A 23,726-nucleotide genomic window follows, 5' to 3' on the forward strand; every position below is an offset into this window, starting at 1 on the left:
AGGGATCGTCGACAACCCAACCATCATAAAACCAGAACATGAGAGATCGAGCAAAAGTGGTTCTTCCGCTACCTGATGAAGGATGAAAGCAGGATCGACGCCCGCGACCGCGCCGTCTATGCGGCGGCTTACGCGAGCCGCGATGCAATCCGCGCCGGCAACGCCTGGTATCAGGCCTTTCCACAAGACATCATCGATGATGGCGACTACGCCAAACTCGAGATGCCGGTTCTGGCGCTCGGCGGCCCCGGTTACGTCTGGCTGAAGACGACCCTTGAGCGAAAGACGACCAATCTGCAGGTCTTCAAGATCGCTGACAGCGGCCACTTCATTGCCGAAGAGCAGCCGGAAGAAACCCTGAAACACATCATCGACTTCCTCAACTAAGATTCTCCAGGAAAAAGCCATGACACTTCAATCGACTGACTCTTCGCGTCGGCGCATGCTACAGCTTGCTCTCGCCCTGCCTGCCGCGACCGCCTTCGTTTCGCAAGCGGCGGCTCAGACATCCGGCCTAAACATTCCGCCGGCTTCGAAAGACATCAAGCCGTTCAGTGTGTCCGTGCGGCAGTCGGCGATCGACGACCTCAAGCAAAGGCTGAAGAACACCCGCTGGCCCGAGAAGGAAACGGCGTCTGACTGGTCCCAGGGCGTACCTCTTCAAAAGGCGAAGGCGCTTATCGCTTATTGGGAGAGCAAATACGACTGGCGGAACTTCGAGAAGCGCATCAACGCCTATCCACAATTCCGCACTGAGATCGACGGGCTCGGCATTCACTTCATCCATGTGAAATCGAAGCATGAGAACGCCCTGCCGATCATCCTGACCCATGGATGGCCAGGGTCGGTGGTGGAGTTCCTCAAGGTTATCGGGCCACTCACCAACCCGACCGCGCACGGCGGCACAGTTGAGGACGCGTTGCACGTCGTCATTCCCTCTCAGCCCGGCTTCGGGCTTTCGGACAAGCCCCAGGCAGAGGGATGGAACGTCGTACGCACGGCGAAAGCTTGGGTCGAGCTGATGACCCGTCTTGGCTACAGCAAGTGGGTCGCACAAGGTGGGGAGTGGGGTTCCGGCGTGACCCATGCCCTCGGCCACATCCGGCCTGCAGGGCTTGTCGCAGCTCACGTCAACTGGCCGCTCGTCTTCCCGGAAAAATTCCCGGACAATCCGACCCCGAGGAAAAGGCAGCGATGTATGCGGCCGCCAAGTTTGCCAACGACCAGTTCGGCTATTTCAAGGAACAGGCAACGCGTCCACAGACAATCGGCTACGCGCTTGCCGACTCCCCGGTCGGCCAGGCAACATGGATCTACGAGAAGTTTCAGGCCTGGACCGATAACCGCGGTGAACCAGAAGACGCTTTGACCGTCGACGAGATGCTCGACGACATCTCCCTATACTGGTTTACGGACACTGCGGCCTCTTCCGCTCGGAACTACTGGGAAAACGCGCGCAACGGCGGGGGATTCGACGCTGGTCGTATCGAGCTGCCGATGGCCGCGACGATCTTCCCGAAGGAAATCTACCGGGCGCCGAAGGCATGGGCCGAAGCCCATTGGCCAAACCTCGTCTACTGGAACGAAGTCGACAAGGGCGGGCGAAGACCGAGCTCATGTTGTTCTGATTGGCCGGCCGGTCGAGGCCCTAAAACGATGGATCGAGGAGTCCAGGATCGACATTGCGCCTGTGTTCCGTCCGATCGACCAATGGAGCAATGTCGGCCGGCGGGCGTTGACGCCGCAATCGGTCAATCTGATCCTGAAGACCCGGTGCAAGCAGGCGGGTCTCGATCCAGAAGAGTTTTCGGCGCACGGGCTCCGATCGGGCTATCTGACCGAAGCAGCCAATCGTGCCGTCCCCCCTGCAGGAGGCTATGCAGCAGTCGCTGCACAAATCGGTGCCGCAGGCGGCGAGTTACTACAACAATACCGAACGCAAGCAGGGTCGGGCAGCTCGATTGAGCATTTGAGCCGCGGCATCGAGGATTACTTGCAGTTCTACACGACACTATCGGCGCTGCGCCGCCTTGCGGTACAAAGCAGAATATGTCGTTGTGCGCCTGCTTATTCGGAAGTACCGGAGGATGGTTGCGATGAAGACGCGGATCGACGCGGTTATCGAAAGGGCGATAGTGGCCGGCAAGATCGTCGGCACTGTCGTGATCGTCGTCAAAGACGGAGAGACCATCTATAGCCGCGCTGCTGGTTATGCTGATCGCGAAATCGGAAAGCCCACTGAAACGCGGACCATATTCCGCCTCGCTTCCGTGACCAAACCGCTCGTGGCAGCAACCGCTCTAGCTCTCATCGACAAGGGCAGGCTGTCGCTTGGCGACCTTGTGCGAGATTATCTCCCCTACTTCCGGCCGAAACGGCCGGACGGGGAGATCGCCGAAATCACCATACACCACCTTCTGACGCATACGGCAGGTCTGAGCTATGGCGCAGATCCGGAAACCACACCATCCGAGCGGATGTTCAATGCCGGCCTTGCCGACACAGATCTCGATTTCGAGGAAAACTTCAGCCGACTAGCGACCTTTCCGCTCCTGGCCGTGCCAGGTACGCTTTGGTCTTACTCGATCGCCATCGATGTCCTTGGGGCAGTAATCGCCCAGATCGAGGAGTGCAGTTTGGGAGAGGCGGTGCATCATCATGTGGCCGAGCCGCTGGGAATGAAGGACACCGGCTTCTCGCTCAGCGATCCCGAACGGCTTGCCACACCCTATGCTGACGCCAGTCCGGCGGCCGTCAGAATGGGAGATCATCATCTGGTTCCCGATGATGCCGGCAATCTGCTGACTTTTGCACCGATCCGGCTGTTCAATCCCAAGGCTTTCCAGTCCGGCGGTGCGGGCATGGTGGGAACCGCGCCGGATTTAATTGCCTTTCTCGAAGCTGTTCGTCGCGGTGGCGCACCCATCTTGAAGGCCGAGACGGCGAAGGCCGCGCTTCTCAACCAGATCGGCAACATCCCACGCCCAGGCGAACCAGGACAAGGATTCTCCTTTTTGGGTGGAGTGATCCAGGATCCAGTTTTGGCAGAGGTTCCGATGTCGAAAGGATCGATAACGTGGGGCGGAGTTTATGGACACAGCTGGTTTATAGATCCCGTGAAAGGCATTTCCACTGTGATCATGTCCAACACGGCGGTAGAAGGTTGTTTGGGAACCTATCCACGTGATATCGCTCGGGCGATCTACAACGCCTGACGCCTGTTGGACGAAACAGTGTCGCGGCATTTGCGAGGACGCTGCTGCCCATGGCTGTTGAGGCAATACGAATCTCATCTCATCCAGTTTGTCGCCGCGCATTCGGCGGTCGCGATGGACTAGCCAACAAACGCACGCTGTTGCTCTCGGTTCTTGATTAGAGACGTCTGTTCACGACCAATTTCGCGACACTTCGGGAGAAGAAGTATGCTCGAGATCCGTCCAGCGGAAACCGCAGACCATGCAAAAATCTTACACCTCTGGCATCGAGGATGGCATGATGCTCATGCCGATCTCGTTCCCCCTGAGGTTCTGGCATTCCGGACCGAAAGTCACTTTGCAATCTGGCTGAAGGAGGCGCGCGACACGTTCTACGTCGCGATCGATGCCCAGCTAGTTGGATTTGTCTCCGTTAAAGATGCCGAGGTCGTCAAACTCTATGTCGGCAAAAGCGCTCGCGGAACCGGCGTAGCCCATGCCTTGCTATCCTTTGCCGAAGAGCTCTTGTTTGAAAAAGGCGTGCAAGAGGCCGAGTTGTTTTGCACGGCCGGCAATAGTCGGGCCGAAAAGTTCTATAAGCGGGAAGGATGGAACCTGTCTGCGTCGTTTGACGATGCTCTTTGGGTCCCTGAGGGCTCCGGCGGTGGATTTTTGGTCCCTACCCATCGTTTTCAAAAAGCCCTGATGCCAGTCGCGCGATAGGCTCGTGGCGAATGTCGCACGGTTTCTCAATCGGAGCAGCAATTCAGGCCACGCAAGCTGGGCTAAGGCAATGTGTCAGGTCGGCCTGATCACCGGCTCATTACTGATGAGTGCACTGTTTGCCAGCGTGGTCGGCGATACCGCAACTGCGGCCGCCGGCATGGCGACGGATGTCACGCTTCGCCTTCCACGTCGCAGCCGCCATGGCAGGGGCTTTCCTGCCTTCTCTCACGCGTCGTCCGCGTCGGCGTCACGCCTGACACCCCGCAACAAGGATCATGCGCAATGCAACAGAACAACCTGCCGTCGCATCGTAAACTTAACGACAAAAAGGCGCGACCATGAAGCGGGCCTCTTTTGTGTGTCATGTCCAGGCGATTTTTGCCTACAGGTTCATCGCCGCTGCGGCCGGAGCAACTCCTCGACAAACATGCTGAGCTTCAACTGATAGAGATGAATACGTCTTCGCAATGGAAGCTCCCGGCGGCTTTTGCGAATTTCAGCATTATCGGACGCATCGCATGCACCGATGCGTCCGATGTCAAATCAGGCAGCCTGTTCCCATTCATCGGGTTCGCCGGTAGCGAATATGACGTCGAGATTGAGGAAGCATATCATGTCCTTGTCGCGGGCGAAGATCCCCTCGGCATATCCGTTGGCAGATATGCCGGCCGCCGCAGGGACTTGTTGAAGCACGTCACCCCGGATTGTCAGTATGTCCGAGACACGATCGACCATAAGACCGATGGTCTTGTCCTTGACGACAGTGACGACGATCGCGCTACGCTCGCTGGTTTCCGCTGACGCCATCCCGAGCTTGACCGCGAGATCGACGATCGGGATCACTGTGCCTCGAAGGTTCATCACCCCCATAACCTCTGCCGGCGTATGCGGTAGAGGGGTGACTGGCGCCCATCCGCGGATTTCGCGAATGGAGGTGGTGCGCACGCAAAACTGCTGTTCATGCAGCATGAAGGCGATGATCTCCAGCGTATCGGCATCGTGGCTGAGCATCTGGTTCATCAGAAATCCTCCCAGCCGTCCTTGCCGGCGTCGATGGCTGCGTTGCCGGAGAAGGCCGACGCAATCTTCCGACCGAGCGCTCTGGCCGGAGAAGCGGCAGGGACCTCGCGTCCGGACGCAGGGCGGATGCTACCTGCCGAACCGCTGCCCAATTTGAACTGAGAAAGGAGCTGGTTCAACGACTGAACTTCCCTGGCGAGGCTATGGCTTGCGGCCGTCGATTCTTCCACCATCGCGGCGTTCTTCTGCGTGTCCTGGTCCATCTGATTGACGGCGGTATTGATCTGCTGGAGCCCGGAGGACTGTTCGTGGGCCGATTCCACAATCGACAGCACATGACGGTTGATCTCCTGCACTTCGGAGACGATCGTCTGAAGAGCCTTTCCGGTATCGCCGACGAGTTGCACGCCCTGATGCACCTGGTCGTTGGAGGTAGTGATCAGCGCCTTGATCTCCTTGGCGGCGGTCGCCGAACGCTGGGCGAGCTCGCGTACCTCCTGGGCAACGACAGCAAAGCCCTTGCCGGCTTCGCCCGCCCGCGCCGCCTCGACGCCGGCATTCAGTGCAAGCAGGTTCGTCTGGAAGGCGATTTCGTCGATAACACCGATGATGTTGGAGATCTCGCCTGACGACTTCTCGATCTCCTCCATTGCAATCACTGCCCGGCGCACGATCTCGCCGGATTGTTCCGCGCCAGCTTTGGCGCGGGCTACGAGTTGACCGGCGTCCTGGGCCCGCTGGGTGGCGTTCTTGACGGTCGTGGTGATCTCTTCCAATGCTGCGGCCGTTTCCTCGACGGCGGCCGCCTGCTGTTCGGTGCGCTTGGCGAGATCGTCAGCAGCCGAACGGATCTCGTTCGCGCCACCATCGATGCCGCGGGCGTTCTCGGAAACCCGCTTCAAGGCTTCCTGCAGTTTTTCGGCTGACTGATTGAAGTCGCCGCGAACGCCATCCAGCGACTGGGTGAACGGCTGGGCGATGCGGTAGGAGACATCGCCATCCGACAGCTTCGAGAGGCCGGCTGCGAGACTGTCGACCGCGAACTGGATGTCGGCAGCTTCCTTCGCCCTCTGCTTTTCACGCTCGATGCGTTCCTTCTCGCTCATCGAGCGATTGGCTTCCGTTTCCTGCTCAAGCCGGATTCGCTCAATGGCATTCTCGCGGAACACCTGGACGGCTGCCGCCATCTCTCCGACTTCATCCTTGCGCTCGATATAAGGGATGGCGCTGGAATTATCACCGCCCGCAAGCTTGCGCATGGCTTCGTTGATGTTGCGGATAGGCTTGACGACCAGAAGAAAGACGAGCCACAGAGCCGCCACCGAGAGTGTCACGGTCAACCCGCTGGTCAAATAGTTGCTGAATGCGGTCTGGTCGGCTGCTTGTTTCGATTCCGCGTTCCGCTTGCCGAGCAGCCCACGCTCTTCGTCCTGCATCTCGCGAACCTTGGCGCGAATGGCGTCCATGAACTGCTTGCCGGCACCGGCGCTCTCCATCGCCCGGGCCTGCTCCCGGGTGGCGGAGGCCTGCATCAGCGTTTTTTCCTTTTCGAGCACCTTGTCGGTCCAGTCGGAGACGTAACCGTCGAGATCGGCCAGACGTTTCTGCTGGACAGGATTGTCCGCCGTCAGATTTTTGACGTCGCCGAGAGCCTGCCTGTAAGTCGCCTGTCCCGCCTTCTGCGGAGCCAGAAACGCTTCGTCGCCGGCGATAAGGTAACCGCGCAACCCGGTCTCCTGGTCGACCATCGACGCCACGATCTTATCGAGGTTGGAAAGAACCAGGTAGGTGTGTTCCGTAATCGCCACCGCCTGATTCTGGCGGGCAAGACCGCTCAGATTGATGATGCAAACGATGATACTCAGGAGGATGACGACTGCAAAGGCTAAGGAAATCTTGGTGAGTATCTTCAGATTGGTGAATGCGGACATTGTCGAACCTTTGATGATCGAACGGTGGCGAAAGCGAAGCAGTTTGCCTTTCGCCCCAAGGTACAGCGAATGGGAGCGGGTTGATCCCGGGGATCCCAAGGGGAGCGCGCGGTCAGGTTTCAGTTAGTCAGGTTCGCGTGCCGGAATGTTCTATCCGCTGGTGATCGGCCATCGGGCAAGTTCGTTCGACCTCCGCTCGCAAGGAGCGCGGCTCGGAATGCTTCACACTGGAAACGTCTGGACAGGACAGAGGAACAAATACCCTCATGGCAAATGACTCTGTAACCCGATTATTCGGGTGTATTGGTTTATTTTTCGCTAACGCAGAGTAATAAACAAAGGTGCAAAAGTTACTTCGCTAGATCTTTTGTATTTCGTCGAAATATTGCCTTGAATGCCGATCAGGCGACGAGCCGGCGTCTGATGGCGTCGGCAATCGCCTTGGTCCGGTTGCCCGCCTTCAACTTCTTGGCTGCCGAAATCAGGTAGCTATTGACGGTATTGACGCGGTAGCCGGTTGCCTTCGCGATCTTTTCGCTCGTCAGGCCAAGGCTTGCCGGCGACAGGCAGGCGATCTCACGTTTGGGAAAGCTTGAGTTTAGCCGAGTTCGTCTGCGACGCCATCCCGGTGGCGCAGCCGTCGCTCTTGCAAACAAGAATGCCCGCATCGTCTGGGCGCTCATCTCCCGGAACGAGGACTATGGGATATGTGGGGCAGTTTGCGAAGCCATGGCCTGAAGTAATAGGAAGAAGTTTACACGCCTGACAATTGCAGCAAAATGGCAGTAGATGGAATACGGTCACTACCGTTGCTTCTCAAACCTGATGTCTGGCTCGGCACGGCTTCGGCCAATGTCTAGGCTGTTGGTTTCCACGCAGAACTGAGGCTGCTCGCTAAACTCAAGGCCGGCAGCCATGACATTAAGGCCGAAATCATCTGTCTGTTTGCAGCAAAGTTGCTTGATTTCGTCCGTAATCCCTTTTCCATTGCAAAAGCTCTCAATACATTTCCCGCCCTCGCCGGAGCGATCGCTCCGCGCCAAGATTGCCGGCACCTTTCTCTCTCTCAATGCGGGGCTTAGATTACGGCGCGTGTCAGTATCCCCTGGGGAACAGCCGCCCCTGTGGCGTTCCCGCGACGAATTCCGCTGACAAGTGCTTCGCAGGGTTTAAGATGATCCACGCTTCGAAACGGGCGTCCAGCGAGACGGATGATACCCAAGCAGAGCAAGTCCATTGTCGCGCATGGCCTGCAGAAAGAAGTATCCAATACACTTCCGTATAGAGATTTTTCTCTTTTATATCAACCAGTAAAAACCTGCTCCAAAACAGCACGAGAGCTACCTTATAAGGTAAATAGGACAAAATAACGGGCCGTGAAAGCCACGGTCGCCGGACATCACAAACAGTACTCGCCTTGGTGCGCATAGCGATCACCATCGAATGCAAAGGACGTTTGTGCCGGCTCGTGTCAAGGATCGACCTAGACGGTCATCGATCCCTGGGGAGCCTATTTCGCCTGCTCAGGGTCGCGCTCATCTGCAGCCGTCTTCTTGAAGACCTGTGCACAAGCGCTCGCTCTGCGAGTTGGTTGCGGGCCTGGGTATTCCTTGACCGGGGCAAATCATGATTCAGTCCCGGGATGGCAAGGAAACGGCTCGCCTCCCCTGAGCATGCCGATACGCTTTCGCTGGAGGCACTGCGAAGCTTGGGTGTTGACTCGAGACATGAATTAACCCGGTTTTCTGCTTGATCCTGAGCAGGCCAAGCTTCAGACAAGGCAATGAAAAACATCGATTTTCATAGCAGTCGCTGAATCATAGCGAGATGGCAAACTGGGTGAATCTTGCACGCAATTCAACAGCTTGGGCTGACCATAAATGTGGCGGGCACCATGGTACCCGCCATGTCATTCGCAAATGGGTGCGCCTTAGTTAGCGGCCGGCGCCGCCTGGGTGGTCATGCATTCGGACAAGCCCATGAAGGCCTTCTCGCCGCCCGCAAGGCTGAAATCGGCAGTAGTGCTGTTGGCCGTCAGGCTCAGCGACTTGCCGCTGGTCAGTGCCATGACGGCCTCGGTCGTGTTCGGGACGTCGATCGTTGCCGTTGCTGCCGTGTCAGCAGTCGACGAGAAATTTGTGGCCGTGCCACCATCGATCGACCAGGAGCCGGTCACCTGATCGCCCTTGGCGAAAGTGAACTTCGAAGAATTGGCAAACAGGACGACCTTGTCGCCAACCGCGAGAAGACCGACGCCTGTGGCGGGGTTCTGAGCGAGGCAACCGGTGAAGGTGTCGCCCTCTTTCAGCGGCGTGACGGAGAAATCGGCAGCATCGACGGACGCAGTGGTCAGAAGCATGGTGGCGAGGGTCATAGTTGTCAGGTGAAGTCTGTTCACTGCATTTCCTTCATGAGCGCGGGGAAAGCGATTAAGCGCTTGGTTACAAAAAAACCGCGACCCCGGTTTGGACTGGACGGAGAATCTACGTTCAGCGAAACGGAAGCCTCGCCAAAGCCCTCAGCGGTTGTCGCCCGGATTGTCGTTTCCACTCATAACCCCGGCAAAATTGTTTCACTCCAATACTTAAACAGAAAGTACCGGATATTTTCGCGGTTCATTTCTGGGCTGATTTGCTGTTCTTGACGGTCGAACGCTTCTCTGGGTAACGGCGAGCAGGAGCCTCTATGGATTGCAGCTGCATCGCCAAATTGATCGCACAACACAACTAAATCCTCAGCACAATCCGACATAAACCGAGAGTGCCACCCATTCTGCTCCACGTACCCTTACAAGCCAGCGACCATGCAACGACCTTTCGAAGGCGTGTCCTGACTCCCTATGCATCGCCCGCAAGCGCGGTCGGCTTGTCGGCAATTCAACACCATACTTGGTTTGCTCCGAGGCCCAGATCTCACGAAGTCGATAATGGCCCATCCGGCAAGAAGCCGACAACCCATTGTAGCGATAGGCCGCCACTAACCACTTTCGAAGTAGATGGCTTCGCGCGATTTCCTCCATAGAGGCTCACTGACGCATATTCTGCGGTCGCGACGTATCAGCGCCTGCCCCACACCAGAAAACGCGCTGTGTGGCCTTCCATTATGGTCATAAAATACGCTTGCAAAGGTACCTTTTCTCATGCATTCCCTATCTGTACAAACGTCGATCAAGATGGACCGATAAATCGATGGCGAAAGCAGCGAAGGCCGAGCCCCCTCCCCCGACCCAAAGGCTGATCGGATATGCCCGCGTTTCGACAGAGGACCAGCTCAAGGACGCTCAGGTCGACGAGTTGCGCGCCGCCGGTTGCCACCGCATTCATCAAGAGCACGGATCGGGAGCCTCACGCGCAAGGCCGGTGCTCGCCAAACTGCTGAAAGAACTTGGCGCCGGCGACGTGCTGATCGTCGTTCGTCTCGATCGCTTGGCACGATCGGTCAGCCATCTGCTTCAAGTGATCGAAGATCTCGAGAAGCGCGGCGTGCATTTCCGCTCTCTGCGCGATCCGATCGACACGTCGACGCCGCAGGGGATGTTTTCCCTCGAGGTGCTCGGCGCCATCGCCCGGCTCGAGCGTGCCCTCATCGCGGAGCGGACCAAGTCCGGCATGAAAGCCGCCAAGGCGCGTGGCAGGCTGGCTGGCAATCCCGGGCTTCGCGAACGTCGGCCGGAGGCAGTGCGTGCGGTCTCAGCCGCTCGCGGCCGCGCCTATCTGGACGAGTTGATTGCGTCGGCCGAGACATGGCTGCCGACCGTGCGCCAGCTACGCCCGCAGCATAATTGGGACGACATCGTTCGGATCCTCAATCGGAAAGGCCACGACTGGACAGCTGAGCGATTGCGCCGGGCGGTCCAGCGGATGGTGCGCGAGAAACTCGTCGAGTCGGACTTGATCAAGCGCTCCCCTCGCCGCCGGCCCGAGGATCATCTGATGCGGTTGGTCGCCGGGATCGCCATCGCCGATCCTGATCTGTCGCTGCGCGATATCGCTGCCCAATTGGACCGGATGCACCAACCGCCAGCACGTGGCGGTCGGAAGTGGCAGCCGTCTTCCGTCAGGGCGTTGCTCGACGAAGCTCGCCGCTTCGGATTGATCCGCGATTGAGCCCCTAGCGGAGATCGGAATAAGATCTGTCAGAAGCCGGACGCTAGCCTCAATTTTTCGCTTCCAATGAGGGCGGCAACACGACGGATAGCGCCGCGGGCTCATCAATCTATGCTTCAACTCCGGAGCGGTGCTCTCCCGTGGCGGCTTTGAACACCTCACGTGGAGCATCAGCGTTCATTGCGGCAATGCCAATCCCAACGATGAGATCAGGCCAGGCCGACGACCGCAGGAACGCGGTTATCAGCCCTGCTACGATGATTGCGATATTGGCGATCGCATCGCTTCGAGCAGACAGGCAGGCTGCCTTGGTGAGACTGCCGCTATAGCTTCGGCACAGCGCTGACAGGAAAGCACAGAAAGGTTGATTATCAGCGCGCCGGCGCCCGGCGTGGTCGGGGATAGCGGATCAGGCGGCAACAGAGATTGAAGCTTGGTCCAGGCGGTCCACAGTGTTGCAAGCCCTCGCACCATCAAATGTGTGGCCAGCAGCATACCGAGCCTTGCGCGATTTCGAGCGCTCCAACCCGGTCCGATCACAATCAACGTGTTGACCGACGCATCCTCAAGGAACTCCAAACTATCTGCGAACCGTGTTGCTTGAACTAGATCGAGCAGTTGCGCTGGAGCTATCAATGGACCGTGCGCCACGCCGACGACAGGTCGGCGAGAGGGTTCCTGGACGGTGAAAACGGGGTGGCGTCCGAAGGGAAGCTTTAGGTCAACCCACGCAATGAACGGCTTCTCATTCGCCTGCGACGGCGCCCACAAGACTTGGACCGCATCCTTTGTGACGTTCCGCGCCACGGCATCCGCTCTCTCCGTGATGGCGGCCCCGACAGTTGCCGTCAGCGCGAGTAGAAAATCCAACCGAGCCGGATCCTCTTGGCTTTCCTTTCCGCTCGAGACCGCATTCGCACATTGACCGCAAATGAGTCACGCCATTTCCTCGACACATTGGAATCGAAATTGGGTCCGCGCAAAGCAACATTCGCAGAAGTCCTGCAGCATTCGCCGATGTTTCCGCCAAACCACCGTTTCGACATGAGCCCATTCGCGACGAAGATAGTGATCCCGGCCAGCTGACACGTGCTCATCAAGGCAATCAGGGCACCCCCTGCTCACGGCGATCTGCAATATACCGGTCTATCGACATCAGCGATTAGCTCAGAATCATTTGCTCAATTTCGGCGATTCTTAATCTGGCCGCTCGCGCGATCTGAGGACCAGAGGATCCGGGCGAAAATCCCGCAACTCGAAACTTCCGAACGCAGGCGGCCAATCCTCATGCCCTAACCAATGCTCGATTTCGCCCGACGCGCATCCAGAGCGACAAGCCACTCTTGCCTGCCTGGACAAGGTTAGCTCGTCAGCGTAGGACCTCCGCGCGATCGCCAAGAGGCGGATTTGCATCGCCGCACCGATCGCCACTGTAGCAAATGCTCCGACCGTCGAACCATAGCCACAAGCGGCAACACAAGGTCCTGGCGGCTGAAGCCGTCCGCGGCGATACATCCACTACCGTTGCGGACGGCGTCGTTAACAACGGTGTCCATCAACCGGAATATGCGCCCAGTCATGCCATCCGCAAGCTCGAGAACCCGCAGACGAACCGCCGGAGATGTTGCTGCCGATGCCGGCATGGGGGAGAAATGGACGCTAGGCTGGAATGAAGCTACGTCAGGCGCTGATCATTCCACCAGTGCTCCAGGTGTAACGGATCAAATGTCCGGCGAGCTGCGGGTCCGTTAGAAGCGCTCACCGGGCACGATCGATGCCCACACAGATCAACGGCACCTTCAGGTCGGCGGCAAGGAAGCGGATCACATTGAGGAAAATCCGCAGCTGGCGAAACGCGCCAGTCAGCATTGGGTGGATATCGTCGATAGCAAGCATTCGCACGCCCATCCTGCGCATCGGGGCCAACTCAAACTTTACAGCTGTAAAGTCCCCGGCTACTGCGAGGGGAGGGGACGGCGCAACTTTACAACTGTAAAGTCTTTGCAGCGACTCAAGGCGACTGCCACAGAGCTGAGTAAGTTGAAACCAGCGGAGCGTTTATTTTTCATTAACTAAAAATGGCTTGTCGAATCGGACGACCTCTGCCAATCATGACGGAAATGCCCCCGCAAAATGAATAAAACCGTCAAGAGGACCGGATGCATCAGATGGTATCCAAAAGCGTCACAGATACCGCATCGAAAATCGGCGTATACACGTCGAAGCTTTCTGCGGAGCTCCGCGACATGCGCGAGGCGGTCTATCCGCCTGAAGCGCGAAAGACATTTTCAAAGACTTTCTCGACCGTCGATCTGGTTCGCCTCCTCGGCGTGCCCGAGAGCACCCTACGCCAACTCACTATCGAAGGAAAAGGGCCGCTTCCTGATAGAGCGGAGAACAACCGCCGTACCTACACGATCGAACAAGTTCGAGAACTACGCTCGTTTCTCGCTTCGCTGCGACCCGACGATGCCGGACACCTCGTGCCTCATCGCCGAAAGGGCGAAAAGCTCCAGATCCTTGCGACCGCGAACTTCAAGGGTGGAAGTTCAAAGACCACAACATCCATCCATCTTGCACATTTTCTCGGTTTGCAAGGTTATAGGGTCCTTTGTGTTGATCTTGATCCCCAGGCTTCGATGACCGCACTGTTCGGCATCCAACCGGAATTCGATCTCAACGATAACGAGACCACCTATGCTGCGATACGATACGACAACGAGCGACGTCCATTCCGGGACATAATCCAACCGACTTATTTCCCAGGCGTCGATCTCGTTCCCGGCAATCTCGAACTGATGGACTTCGAGTTTGATACACCAACCTATCTGACATCGAAAACGCGCGACGAGCTTGGTCTTTTCTTTGAGCGGATCAATACCGCGATAGCGAGCGTCGATGATCAGTACGATTTCGTCATTCTGGATACACCACCTTCACTGGGCTACTCCACGCTTGCTGCCCTGTATGCCGCAACGTCCCTCATAATCACTGTGCATCCAGCCATGCTCGATGTTGCCTCGTGCAATCAATTCCTGATCATGATCTCGGATCTTTCCGAAGTGCTCGCACAGTTCGGAGCTAAATTCGAGCATGACTTCTTTCGTTTCCTGCTCACGCGCGTGAACCCGAACGACGGCCCACAAAAATACATGGGCGGCGTGATGCGGCGACTGTTTGGTGATGACGTCCTTGTGGCCGAAGCCCTCGAATCCACGGCAATCGCCGGGGCCGCCGTCGCCAAAAAAACCCTTTATGAATTGGAAACAGGTGAGGTCGGCAGGGAAGCCCTCAAGCGCGCGCTCGAAAGCGCCGATCGGGTGAATTTCGAAATCCTGGCACTCGCTCACAAAATTTGGGGACGCAGCCCATGAAGAAGAGCATCCTTCAACGAATGGCCGAGGAGGCCGTCAATCGCACCGAGACGGTTGAGGCTGACGCCACTGAAAAGCCTGTCCCTTCACGACGGCATTCATCGCCTGTTATCGCCAACGTCGGAAAATCCCTTGCGCACCTTGGTGAGGACAGCATCCTGTCGATCGATCCGTCTAGAATCGATCGCTCACCCTACCAGGACCGATTCAACAACGATCACGAGGCCGAAGCCGAACTTGAGGCCTTGAAGGTTTCGATCGCGGCCGAAGGACAGAAAATACCCGTCCTCGTTCGGCCGCATCCAAGCAAACCTGATTACTACCAGCTCGCTTATGGCCACCGCCGTCTGGCAGCCATAAAATCCTTGATGGCGGACTCCGAACGACCGGAGACCGTCAAAATAAAGGCGCATGTCCGCAATCTCACGGATCGGCAGCTCATCGAAGAACAGGCTGTTGAAAATGGTGTGCGCGAAAACCTGACCTGGATAGAGCAAGCAATGTGGGCGGTTCAGTTAAAGGAAGCCGGCTTGTCTCATCGTGCCATTTGTCCGGTATTGGCTCTGTCCGAAGCGGCCGTGTCACACCTGTTTCGTGTCACCTCCGTCATTCCGGCTGACATCATCTTTGCCATCGGTCGCGCCAAATCCGTCGGTCGTCCGAAGTGGACTGCTTTCGCCGAGCTTCTGAAGGACGATAGCAAGGTCGCCGCTGTTCGCCAGATCCTGGACACCACCGATTTTCTGTCGAAAGACGGAGCGGCCCGTATCGGCATGGCAATGGACAGGGCCAGTGGCATCATTCCTACAGAGCCGGACGAGTCGTCCAATGTGATCAACTTTACGCTCGGCGAACGGCTGTTCGGGCGGATGAAAAGTTCGTCCACAGGTACCACAGTCACTATCCCGAAAAAGCAAGATGCGTTCGCTCGCTGGTTGGCGGAGCGGATGCCTGAGCTCGTACGGGAGTACGATCATCAATTGGGCCGCGTAAAATGAGGTCTGGTAAAGCAGTCTATCTGGTTCAAAAGGAGCAATAGCGCAAAGAAAAAGGCCACCAAAACGTTCCCGTCGTGGAAGCCTTCCTCAAGTCCTTAAGCAAGATCGAGAATCGCATTTCCACGAATCACAGTCAAGAGTCTTGGCACCGTTTTTGGTGAGCGGATTTCTTTTGCCTTATGAAAGGTGAAGAAATGGAACGTGGACATGTCACGACGCCCTTTGGGCGGCGGTCGATGTCGTTTGCCTTGTTGGCACGGCAACGACAAATCAGCGAAGCAAAGCCTGAGACCAAGCGAAATAAATGGAAGCTCTTCAGGGCCGTTTGCGAGGCTCGCGAGGAACTGAATGTGTCCGATCGATCTCTATCGGTCCTCGATGCTCTATTGTCGTTCTACCCGTCTGATGAACTCACTGCGAACAACGACCTCATCGTCTTTCCGTCGAATGCCCAGCTTTCGATACGCGCAAGAGGTATGACTGCAGCTACGTTGAGACGTCATCTGGCCGCACTCGTCGACGCTGGCCTTATCCTTCGCAAAGACAGCGCTAACGGCAAGCGATTTGCACGGCGGAGCAGGGCAGGGGAGATCAACGAAGCTTTCGGCTTCAATTTGGCTCCGCTGCTGGTACGCGCAAGGGAGATCGAGGGGATCGCCGCGAAAATCACAGCCGATCGGGAGTATTTTCACGCAACAAGGGAACGGATCAGCCTATGCCGGCGCGACATAACCAAGCTTATCCAGCTGGCGCTAGACGGTCACGTAGAAGGCGAGTGGGGCCTGATCCACGACCGGTTCCGCACGTGCCTTGCATCTTTGCCTCGCCGCCCGTCGCTCGAAGAACTCCAATTTCTCCTCGGCCGTTTACTTGAGCTTCGCACAACGATCGTCAAGCTCTTGGACGAGCACGATAAAACGCAAAATATGTGCGCCAAAGAATCCCAAAATGAGCGCCACATACAGGATTCACAAACACAATCCATTTCTGAATCTGAAACCGTCCAGGAAGCGCAACCGACGAAGCCTCTTGGTTCACCGTCCGCGTTTGAGGCTGGGAAAAAAATCCGCCCATCCGCCGGCGAAACTACTGGCGTGCCGCTAAAGTCGCTTCAGCCCTCAGTTCCACTAGATACTGTGCTTCGAGCATGCCTTGAAATCGCTCCCTACGGTCCGGGTGGAGAGATCCGGACATGGCACGACCTCCTGACTGCAACAGCTGTTCTGCGACCCATGCTTCAAATAAGCCCGTCAGCTTTCCATGAAGCCTGCCAGGTCATGGGACCCGAAAATGCCGGCGTCGCCATTGCGTGCATTTTTGAAAGGGGAGGTCATATCAACTCTGCAGGCGCTTACCTCCGCAACCTCACAAGACGAGCTACAGAGCGACAATTCACAATCAGACCGATGGTCTCAGCCCTCCTAAGGGCTAGGGCAGGCGCATCGTGAAACGGCCGCGCCATTGATAGAAAATCTCGACATCGTCTTCTAGCTCGACGTAACCGGCGCCGACTCACCGCTGACCAGGGAAGTGGCAGGTCTGCTGCTTCAATGTGCAGAACTGATCGATTGCGTCTTTCCGTAACCGCCGTTCCGGCACCACGTTGTCCTAGCCGCTGTAATCTGTGATCGGCTTTCCATGGATGAGCGAAGGGAGTTTCTCCATGGAGAGTACATTGGAGGTTCTAGCGACCACGAAGTCTGGACGTGAGGTTCACCGGCACTGGCCGGACGAGGTAATCAGGAGCAGTATATCATTATGTGATTATCTGGCAGAAGGATCGAAGGCCGAGTGAATGCTCTTCCATTCGTGGCCGAAGAGCTGGTCGCAGCAACGGTCTATCAGGCTACTTGCAGCGCTGGCATCCTCAAGCGCTCCAGCGATCCGTCAACCACCGGGTCAACATACAAAATGCGATCGGGGAAGGATTCCACGATGAAGTCTAACCACGCCTCTAACCGCTTAGAGCGTTCGACTCCGCCATTCGACTCCTCACAAGGCGCGCAAGATCCGGTGTTGGCGATGACGCATGCCTTGGCTGAGGCCGCTTCGTCCGTCGCCATATCAAGTTCACGCCGACGATCGCTATCTTTGGCGATGCCACATGGTGGGCAGCAACCAAAGCTCGCCGGCGCGATCAAAGCGTTACTGCACGAGTTCCCGGATCTTGTAGGCAACTTCCGTGCGGTTCGTCGCATTGAGCTTCTTCATGATGTTGCGGATATGAACCTTCACGGTGCTCTCGCAGAGGTTCATTTCATAGGCAATGATCTTGTTTGCCTTGCCGCGCCTCAGCGCCTCGGCAACGACGACCTCACGCGGTGTAAACAGACTGTCGAGGTAGCAATTCTTGCTCGCGGCGGGAGTAATCGACGCCTTGGCAGCCAGAATGCTGCTGGCAGGCACGAATACACCTCCCGCACGGGCAAGGGCCACCGCTTCCGCTGCGACCTTGACGTCGACACTGGTCGGAATATAGCCGCGGGCACCGCATTCCAGTGCTTGCAAAAGCTGTGCGAGCTCGTCGCTGTCGGCGCCGACGATCACGGGGCTGGCCTTGAATCTCTCCACCAAGGCGCAAATTTTCGTGCTGATTTCGGAGTCGGAAACCTTGCGTCCGCCAATCATGAAGAGAATGGCTGACGGTGCGACCTGCATGTCCCGTATCTGCCATTCCTCGAATGACGCTACGGTGACGATATTCATGCTGTCGTCATAGTCTGTGAGACTTCTTGAAAAATACTCGCGACCCAGAGCCCTGGAATCGATCAGAAGGATATAGTCCTCTGATTCTGCCGCGCCGGCGATGCCCGAGGCAACAAACGGCCTCAATGAATCCGGTGTTCGAACTGAAATGATGCGAGCTGCTGTTTCTGAAGCGAATTTCTCATTCGTTAATGACTGTCCGTTCATGGTCGATACCCCCAACCTTTAGTGTGACCCTTATTCTTCTTGTGACCGCCCGAATACTTCTATTCTTTGGATAGCAAAGCCCCTGTCTAAATTTCGGCATTGCTTCTTGCTTCATATTGTTCTCCTCAATTTAGGTTTCTCATATTGTCGACCATTAGCTAATATACTTAATCTTTTTTTAGTGCATCAACATGCGTTGATAATAATCAAGGATGTTGTCACGTATTGACGCCGCTTATGAGGGTGGTCATGGAGGTGATGAGATATAGAATTGGGCCATCGGTAATATGATCCGGGCGCGACACGGTTTTCCGCCGCAGCTTTGCTCGTGGCGGGGATCTGCTGCCGGAAATGTCGGCAACAAGAAACCTATAGTCCGTGTTTCACTTGCGAGTGGCCCTATATTGCTGACAGGCTGCGACAGCACCTGGGTGACAAAAACGAGCGATCGCAAGCGTCATTGCAGTCATCAGATATGCAGGTCAGCAATATCGTGTTTTCAAGAACGCGGGAAATTGCGAAACGGGTCAAGAGGCCGACTCCCTTCAAGAGCGCCAGGGTGCCGTCGTGCGAATGATCTAAAGTCATTGCCTGAGAACGGGTGTTGCTAAGACTGTTCAAGATACGCCGGATTTCCGCAATTTCATCCGGCCCTTGCCATTTGCATCAGGGTAACGCGTTGCTGAAGACGCCGCTGCGCCTGGTCGACAACCACGGCGATGATGATGACCAGCCCCTTGATGACCATCTGCCAGAAGGATGATACGCCCATCATCACCAGCCCGTCGGACAGGATGCCGATGACGAATGCGCCGATGATCGTGCCTCCGATCGTACCGCGTCCACCCGACATCGAGGTGCCGCCGAGAACAGCAGCCGCGATGGCGTTGAGTTCGAAGCTCTCGCCGGTCGCCGGATGAGCGGCCATCAGCTCCGACGAAATGATGATGCCGACGATCGCAGCACACAGCCCTGAGAACATATAGACGAAGATCTTCACCCCATCGACGCGGATGCCCGACATGCGTGCCGCGCGCTCATTGCCGCCGACGGCGAAGATGTGCCGGCCGATCGGCGTCGAGCGGGACACATAGGCGGCGATCAGCGCCAGAAAGATGAGTATCCAGATGGAAACGGGAAGGCCGAGCAGCCTGCCGGCACCGAAGACGTCGAAACCGGTCGTGTCGAACTCCGGCCTGCCGACCAGGTTCGGAAAGGTCTGGCCGTCCGAGGATAGCAGCGCGAGGCCGCGAGCAACGTAGAGCGTCCCGAGCGTTGCGATGAAGGGGGCAACGTTAAGCTTGGTGATGAGTAGCCCGTTGATGAGCCCGATCAACAGTCCGACGGCAAGCGTGATCAGGATGATCTCGTATATGTTGAAATAGACGGTGTATCCGATCGGCAATGCGACGCCATTGAGGATGAGGGCGCCCGCCACCATGCCGCACAGGCCGACGATCGAGCCGACCGAGAGGTCGATGCCGCCGGTGATGATGACAAAGGTCATGCCCATCGCCAGGAAGGCATTAAGCGCAACGTGCTTCGACATTAGAATCATATTCGCGGTCGAGGTGAAGTTCGGGGCGAAGATTGCGAAGAAGATAATGACGGCAAAGAGCGCGATGAAGGTTCTGAGTTTCATCAGCGTCAGGAGTGCCGAGCCATTCGACCGCTTGGCCGCAAAAGAAGTAGAGGTATCTGCCGTCATGACGCGAGTTCCTTTGTATGTCCGTGTCCTTTGGCCGAAGCGGCGATGATGGCTTCTTCCGTGGCATCGCTTCTTTCGAAGACCGCGACCAGCTTGCCGTCGCTCAAGACGGCGATGCGGTCGGAAAGTGCCATGACCTCTTCCAGGTCTGATGTCGAAAATAGGATTGCCAGACCCTTGCCGGCAAGCTTGCGCATGGTGCGAAAGACATCGGCCTTGGCGCCGACGTCGATGCCCCGGCTGGGCTCGTCCATCAGAAGCACCCTGGGGTCTGTCATCAGCGCCTTACCAATGACGACCTTTTGCTGATTGCCGCCGGACATCGATGTCACCTCGAAATCCGGATTGGGTGCCTTGATCGACAGGTCACGGATCATGTCGCGCATGGCCCGCCTTTCGGCGCCGGCATCGATGTGAAAGAAGCGGGCGAAGCGTCCGAGGCTTGCGAGCGTCAGGTTGCTGGCAATGGACAGCACCTGCACCAGCCCCTCGCGCTGCCGGTCTTCCGGTATCAGCGCCAGGCCGCGCCGGATGCGGCGGGTGGTATCGCGTTCGCGAACCTCGACGCCGTCGATGAAGATCTTGCCGGTCGAATGCACGTGCCGACCCATGACGCATTCGAAGAACTCGCTGCGGCCCGCGCCCATCAAGCCATAAATGCCGAGAATCTCGCCTGCGCGAACGGAGAGCGAGACGTGATCGACGGCAAGGCCGCCGGTCGAGCGCGGCAGGCTGATCTCCTCGGCACGGAAGGCTTCCTTACCGATCGTGTGGCTGTCGCCCTTGGCAAAATCCTTGGCTTCAGATCCGATCATCGACCGGACGATCCATTTCGTATCGATATCGCGAACCATAGCCTGGCCGGTGATCTGCCCGTCGCGCAGCACGGTGATGTAATCACCGATCCGCATCAGTTCTTCCAGCCGGTGCGAGATATAGACGATTGCCACACCCTGCGCCTTAAGCTCGGCGATCACCTTGAAGAGAATGTCGACTTCCGCAGCAGACAGCGCCGATGTCGGCTCGTCCATGATCAGGATGCGGGCATCGAGCGAGATGGCCTTGGCGATTTCGACAAGCTGCTGCTGCCCGATCGGCAAATCCTCGATCATGGTCTCGGCATTGATGCCCGCGTCCAGTCTCTTTAGGAATTCATTGGCTCTGGTAATTTGCGCCTTGTGGTCGATGCCGAAGATGCCGCGCGTGATTTCGCGCGTCGCAAAAATGTTTTCGGCGACCGACATGTTGGCGAAGAGGTTGAGTTCCTGGAAAATCATGCCGATGCCGCGCGCTTGCGCGTCAGCCGGGCTATCGAAATGAACGGCTTCACCTTCAAGGACGATGCGGCCGAGGGTAGGCCGCTCAACGCCGGCGATAATCTTCATCAGCGTTGATTTGCCGGCGCCGTTTTCTCCAACCAGGACATTAACCGCGCCGCGCCGGAGCTCGAGATTGGCGCGCTTGACCGCAACGATTCCGGAATAGACCTTCGATACGTCTTCCAGGCGAAGGATGATGTCGTCCTCTGTCGTGCCGCCCATGGTCATTGCCCCAACGCCAGCGCCGAAGGGGTGATCAGCGGAAGTTGACCGGAGGCTGGCAGCGGATACGCGCCGGTCACCGTGACGGTCTTGCCCACGAGGCCATCGCGTGGCAGGGCCGCGAGGAAGGACGTGTTTGCCTTCTCGTTGAATGCCTTGCCGAATTGCGCCCATTCAATCTGGTTTCTGAATTCATTGAAGTCGAGGAAATCCAGCGCGTCGCGCAGCGCCGTACCGCGGACTGCCGGGCCAATCTGCACCTTCGCGTCCGCCTTGCCGTCGCTATCCACATCGACGTCGAGGGTTCCTGCGCGGGAGGTTGTATCGGCGGCGACGATCTTGCCGCTAAGCTTGACCGCATAGGTCCAGGGCGATGAGGCCTGCTTGCGCGGATTTCCATATTTTGCGCCGGCCTCATCCGGGTTGGATGCGACTGCCTGCAACACCGTCTTGAAGTCGCCCGCACGCTTCTCAAGGTCGGGAAGCACTTGTGATTGCCAGATCGCCTCGACCTTGGTCGTCGGATCGAAGGCGGTCTTTGCCGCTTCCGCCGCCTTTTCCTCAGGTGTCGGCGTTTTGATGATCTTGCAGCCAGGCAGCGCTGCGACCAGCATGAGGGCCGCGACGGCGCCTCTGATCCTCAACATGCAATGCACCTCTATCTCACAGGAAACATATCTGGAGAGCGTGGGGTTTCCACGCTCTCCATGGTGCTCGGTCTGCCGTTAGTTCTTCAGCGCGAAGGTCTCAAGCTTGTCGGCATTGTCCGCGTTGATGAGGACGCAATCCATCAATTGCTTCTCATCCTTCGGCACGGTCTTGTTCTTGATGTAGGCGTCGGCCTGCTGGACCGCGATCTGAGCCTGGGCATAGGCCGGCTGCATGACAGTCGCCTTGATGCCGCCCGCCTTGATCGAGTCGCGCACGTCGTTGGAACCGTCGAAGCCTACGACGATGACATCTTTGCGGCCGGCGGCCTGAAGGGCTGCGATTGCGCCCATCGCCATAGTGTCGTTGCCCGAGATGACGCCCTTGATGTTCGGGTTCGCCTGCAGGATCGTTTCCATCTTGGCATAGGCTTCGGTTTGGCTCCAATTCGCCGATTGCTTGGCGACCAGCTTCAGGTCCGGATAGTCATCGATGACGTCATGATAGCCCTGCGAGCGGATACCGGCATTGGTATCGGCTTCGCGGCCAACAAGTTCGGCATAATTGCCCTTCTCGCCCATCAGCTTGACGAATTCCTGCGCGCCGAGCTGTGCACCTTGGTAATTGTTGGAAACGATCTGGGCGACGGCGATACCGGTGACGTTGATTTCGCGGTCGATGAGGAAGGCGGGGATGCCGGCATCCTTGGCCTTCTTGATGGCGGCAACCGTCGCGTCAGCGCCGGCATTGTCGAGAATGATGGCCTTGGCGCCACGCCCAATGGCCGTATCGATGACCTCGGACTGCTTGTTCGCGTCGTCGTCATGCGACATGACGAGCGTGTCGTAGCCAAGCTCCTTTGCCTTGGCTTCGGCACCGACGGCTTCGGCCTTGAAGAATGGATTGTCGAAGGCTGGCGTAATGATGGCAATCAGATCCGCCGAGAAGGCAGGTGCGGCCGTGCCCAGGGCAAGAACGCTGGCAAAGGCAGCAAGTGTCAGTCTGCGTGTCAGTTTCATGGTTTCCTCCCAGTTATGAAACAGGCCCCGTTCCCAGCGAGGCAGAAAAGGGAGGACTGACGCCCTCCCCAGGATCTCCTCAGGTAATACGCCGGATGCTTTCGGCGATCTCCTGCGGTTTGAAAACCTTCTTCCAGTCGTCGCGCATCAGGGCGGGGATGCCGAACTCGATTGCCTTGTTGCATGCGTCGGAGAAGACGCCGTCGACTTCCTTGAAGATCACGGCACCGAGAACATTCATATGACCGAGCAGGAAGTCGCGGGCAGCTTCTGCCGGAACTCCGCGGGAAACACATTCATCCATGGCCTGACGCATGACGACGAGCAGCGAGGCGCAAACCGTCTCGGAAAGGCCCGGTTCCAGCATCGCCATCTGCTCGACGGTCACGCGGTGCGAGCGCATGACGGGTGCCCAGATGACCTTGGCGATTTCCTCGCCGAGCGCATAAGCGCTCTCCGGCCCCTGCATCAGGGCCGAGACGATGTGCTGCTTGGCAAACAGGCCACCGAAATGGTCCTTCTTGGCCTGCATGTCCGTCTCGTCGTTG

19 protein-coding genes and 3 pseudogenes are annotated in these 23,726 nt (G+C 57.4%); 10 read left to right on the forward strand and 12 right to left on the reverse strand.

Annotated features, from left to right (window positions below):
• Positions 1–75: 75 nt before the first annotated feature.
• From FHT28_RS21240 to FHT28_RS21255, 5 genes and pseudogenes are all read left to right on the forward strand, one after another.
• Positions 76–387: an alpha/beta hydrolase gene (locus tag FHT28_RS21240; protein ID WP_051964149.1), complete on the forward strand. Its 312-nt coding sequence runs from the start codon at positions 76–78 to the stop codon at positions 385–387.
• A 19-nt stretch (positions 388–406) separates the two neighbouring features.
• A complete protein-coding gene (locus tag FHT28_RS21245) occupies positions 407–1,369 on the forward strand; it encodes an epoxide hydrolase family protein (protein WP_234903943.1) in 963 nt (320 codons plus the stop codon).
• Positions 1,370–1,582: 213 nt separating this feature from the next.
• Positions 1,583–1,973 (forward strand): annotated as a pseudogene (locus tag FHT28_RS36305) (tyrosine-type recombinase/integrase); the annotation flags it as partial.
• Between the two features lie 123 nt (positions 1,974–2,096).
• A complete protein-coding gene (locus FHT28_RS21250; RefSeq protein ID WP_168597262.1) occupies positions 2,097–3,215 on the forward strand; it encodes a serine hydrolase domain-containing protein in 1,119 nt (372 codons plus the stop codon).
• 207 nt (positions 3,216–3,422) lie between these two features.
• Positions 3,423–3,917 carry a GNAT family N-acetyltransferase gene (locus tag FHT28_RS21255; RefSeq protein WP_113102803.1) on the forward strand — a complete coding sequence of 165 codons (495 nt, stop codon included), beginning with the start codon at positions 3,423–3,425 and terminating at the stop codon, positions 3,915–3,917.
• A 546-nt stretch (positions 3,918–4,463) separates the two neighbouring features.
• Here the strand turns inward: FHT28_RS21255 and FHT28_RS21260 are convergent.
• From FHT28_RS21260 to FHT28_RS21270, 3 genes are all read right to left on the reverse strand, one after another.
• The gene (locus tag FHT28_RS21260; protein WP_168597263.1) at positions 4,464–4,940 is read right to left on the reverse strand and encodes a chemotaxis protein CheW; all 477 of its coding nucleotides are present in this window, start codon (positions 4,938–4,940) and stop codon (positions 4,464–4,466) included.
• The gene (locus FHT28_RS21265) at positions 4,940–6,871 is read right to left on the reverse strand and encodes a methyl-accepting chemotaxis protein (RefSeq protein ID WP_168597264.1); all 1,932 of its coding nucleotides are present in this window, start codon (positions 6,869–6,871) and stop codon (positions 4,940–4,942) included. The genes FHT28_RS21260 and FHT28_RS21265 overlap by 1 nt, the downstream gene beginning before the upstream one ends.
• Positions 6,872–7,272: 401 nt before the next feature.
• Complete coding sequence (locus tag FHT28_RS21270) at positions 7,273–7,539, reverse strand: LuxR C-terminal-related transcriptional regulator (protein WP_037200144.1); 267 nt, start codon at positions 7,537–7,539, stop codon at positions 7,273–7,275.
• Between FHT28_RS21270 and FHT28_RS36310 the strand changes: the two are divergent.
• Positions 7,475–7,609 (forward strand): annotated as a pseudogene (locus FHT28_RS36310) (IS110 family transposase); the annotation flags it as partial. The gene FHT28_RS21270 and the pseudogene FHT28_RS36310 sit on opposite strands and share 65 nt — an antisense overlap.
• A gap of 1,192 nt (positions 7,610–8,801) precedes the next feature.
• On the opposite strand, the gene FHT28_RS21275 reads toward FHT28_RS36310, so the two are convergent.
• Complete coding sequence (locus FHT28_RS21275) at positions 8,802–9,269, reverse strand: hypothetical protein (protein ID WP_037200146.1); 468 nt, start codon at positions 9,267–9,269, stop codon at positions 8,802–8,804.
• A gap of 790 nt (positions 9,270–10,059) precedes the next feature.
• On the opposite strand from FHT28_RS21275, the gene FHT28_RS21280 reads away from it, so the two are divergent.
• A complete protein-coding gene (locus FHT28_RS21280; RefSeq protein WP_168597266.1) occupies positions 10,060–10,977 on the forward strand; it encodes a recombinase family protein in 918 nt (305 codons plus the stop codon).
• Positions 10,978–11,086: 109 nt separating this feature from the next.
• Here the strand turns inward: FHT28_RS21280 and FHT28_RS36315 are convergent.
• Both FHT28_RS36315 and FHT28_RS21285 read right to left on the reverse strand, forming a co-directional pair.
• Positions 11,087–11,574, reverse strand: a pseudogene (locus tag FHT28_RS36315) (cation transporter); the annotation flags it as partial.
• Positions 11,575–12,735: 1,161 nt separating this feature from the next.
• Complete coding sequence (locus tag FHT28_RS21285; RefSeq protein ID WP_081938852.1) at positions 12,736–12,894, reverse strand: TniB family NTP-binding protein; 159 nt, start codon at positions 12,892–12,894, stop codon at positions 12,736–12,738.
• Between the two features lie 242 nt (positions 12,895–13,136).
• Between FHT28_RS21285 and repA the strand changes: the two genes are divergently transcribed.
• The 3 genes from repA (at position 13,137) to repC (ending at position 16,797) form a co-directional block, all read left to right on the forward strand.
• The gene (gene repA / locus FHT28_RS21290; RefSeq protein WP_037200148.1) at positions 13,137–14,351 is read left to right on the forward strand and encodes a plasmid partitioning protein RepA; all 1,215 of its coding nucleotides are present in this window, start codon (positions 13,137–13,139) and stop codon (positions 14,349–14,351) included.
• On the forward strand, positions 14,348–15,349 hold the full coding sequence (repB, locus tag FHT28_RS21295) for a plasmid partitioning protein RepB (protein ID WP_168597267.1): 1,002 nt from the start codon (positions 14,348–14,350) through the stop codon (positions 15,347–15,349). The genes repA and repB overlap by 4 nt, the downstream gene beginning before the upstream one ends.
• Before the next feature lie 194 nt (positions 15,350–15,543).
• Positions 15,544–16,797 carry a plasmid replication protein RepC gene (repC, locus tag FHT28_RS21300; protein WP_168597284.1) on the forward strand — a complete coding sequence of 418 codons (1,254 nt, stop codon included), beginning with the start codon at positions 15,544–15,546 and terminating at the stop codon, positions 16,795–16,797.
• 697 nt (positions 16,798–17,494) lie between these two features.
• On the opposite strand, the gene FHT28_RS21305 is transcribed toward repC, so the two are convergent.
• From FHT28_RS21305 to FHT28_RS21330, 6 genes are all read right to left on the reverse strand, one after another.
• On the reverse strand, positions 17,495–18,055 hold the full coding sequence (locus FHT28_RS21305) for a response regulator transcription factor (RefSeq protein ID WP_246704914.1): 561 nt from the start codon (positions 18,053–18,055) through the stop codon (positions 17,495–17,497).
• Between the two features lie 850 nt (positions 18,056–18,905).
• Positions 18,906–19,970 (reverse strand): ABC transporter permease, encoded by a 1,065-nt coding sequence (locus FHT28_RS21310; RefSeq protein ID WP_168597268.1) that lies wholly within the window; start codon positions 19,968–19,970, stop codon positions 18,906–18,908.
• Complete coding sequence (locus FHT28_RS21315; RefSeq protein ID WP_168597269.1) at positions 19,967–21,517, reverse strand: sugar ABC transporter ATP-binding protein; 1,551 nt, start codon at positions 21,515–21,517, stop codon at positions 19,967–19,969. Before FHT28_RS21315 ends, FHT28_RS21310 begins: the two co-directional genes overlap by 4 nt.
• Entirely contained in the window at positions 21,514–22,158 is a 645-nt protein-coding gene (locus tag FHT28_RS21320; protein WP_047562263.1) for a DUF2291 domain-containing protein, read from the reverse strand. Before FHT28_RS21320 ends, FHT28_RS21315 begins: the two co-directional genes overlap by 4 nt.
• A 78-nt stretch (positions 22,159–22,236) precedes the next feature.
• Entirely contained in the window at positions 22,237–23,178 is a 942-nt protein-coding gene (locus FHT28_RS21325; RefSeq protein WP_047562261.1) for a D-ribose ABC transporter substrate-binding protein, read from the reverse strand.
• Between the two features lie 79 nt (positions 23,179–23,257).
• The coding region (locus tag FHT28_RS21330) for a phosphogluconate dehydrogenase C-terminal domain-containing protein (RefSeq protein WP_281408454.1) at positions 23,258–23,726 on the reverse strand (469 nt) is incomplete at its 5' end.

It is taken from the genome of Rhizobium sp. SG570 (assembly GCF_012275345.1).
GTDB classification, from domain to species: domain Bacteria; phylum Pseudomonadota; class Alphaproteobacteria; order Rhizobiales; family Rhizobiaceae; genus Rhizobium; species Rhizobium lusitanum.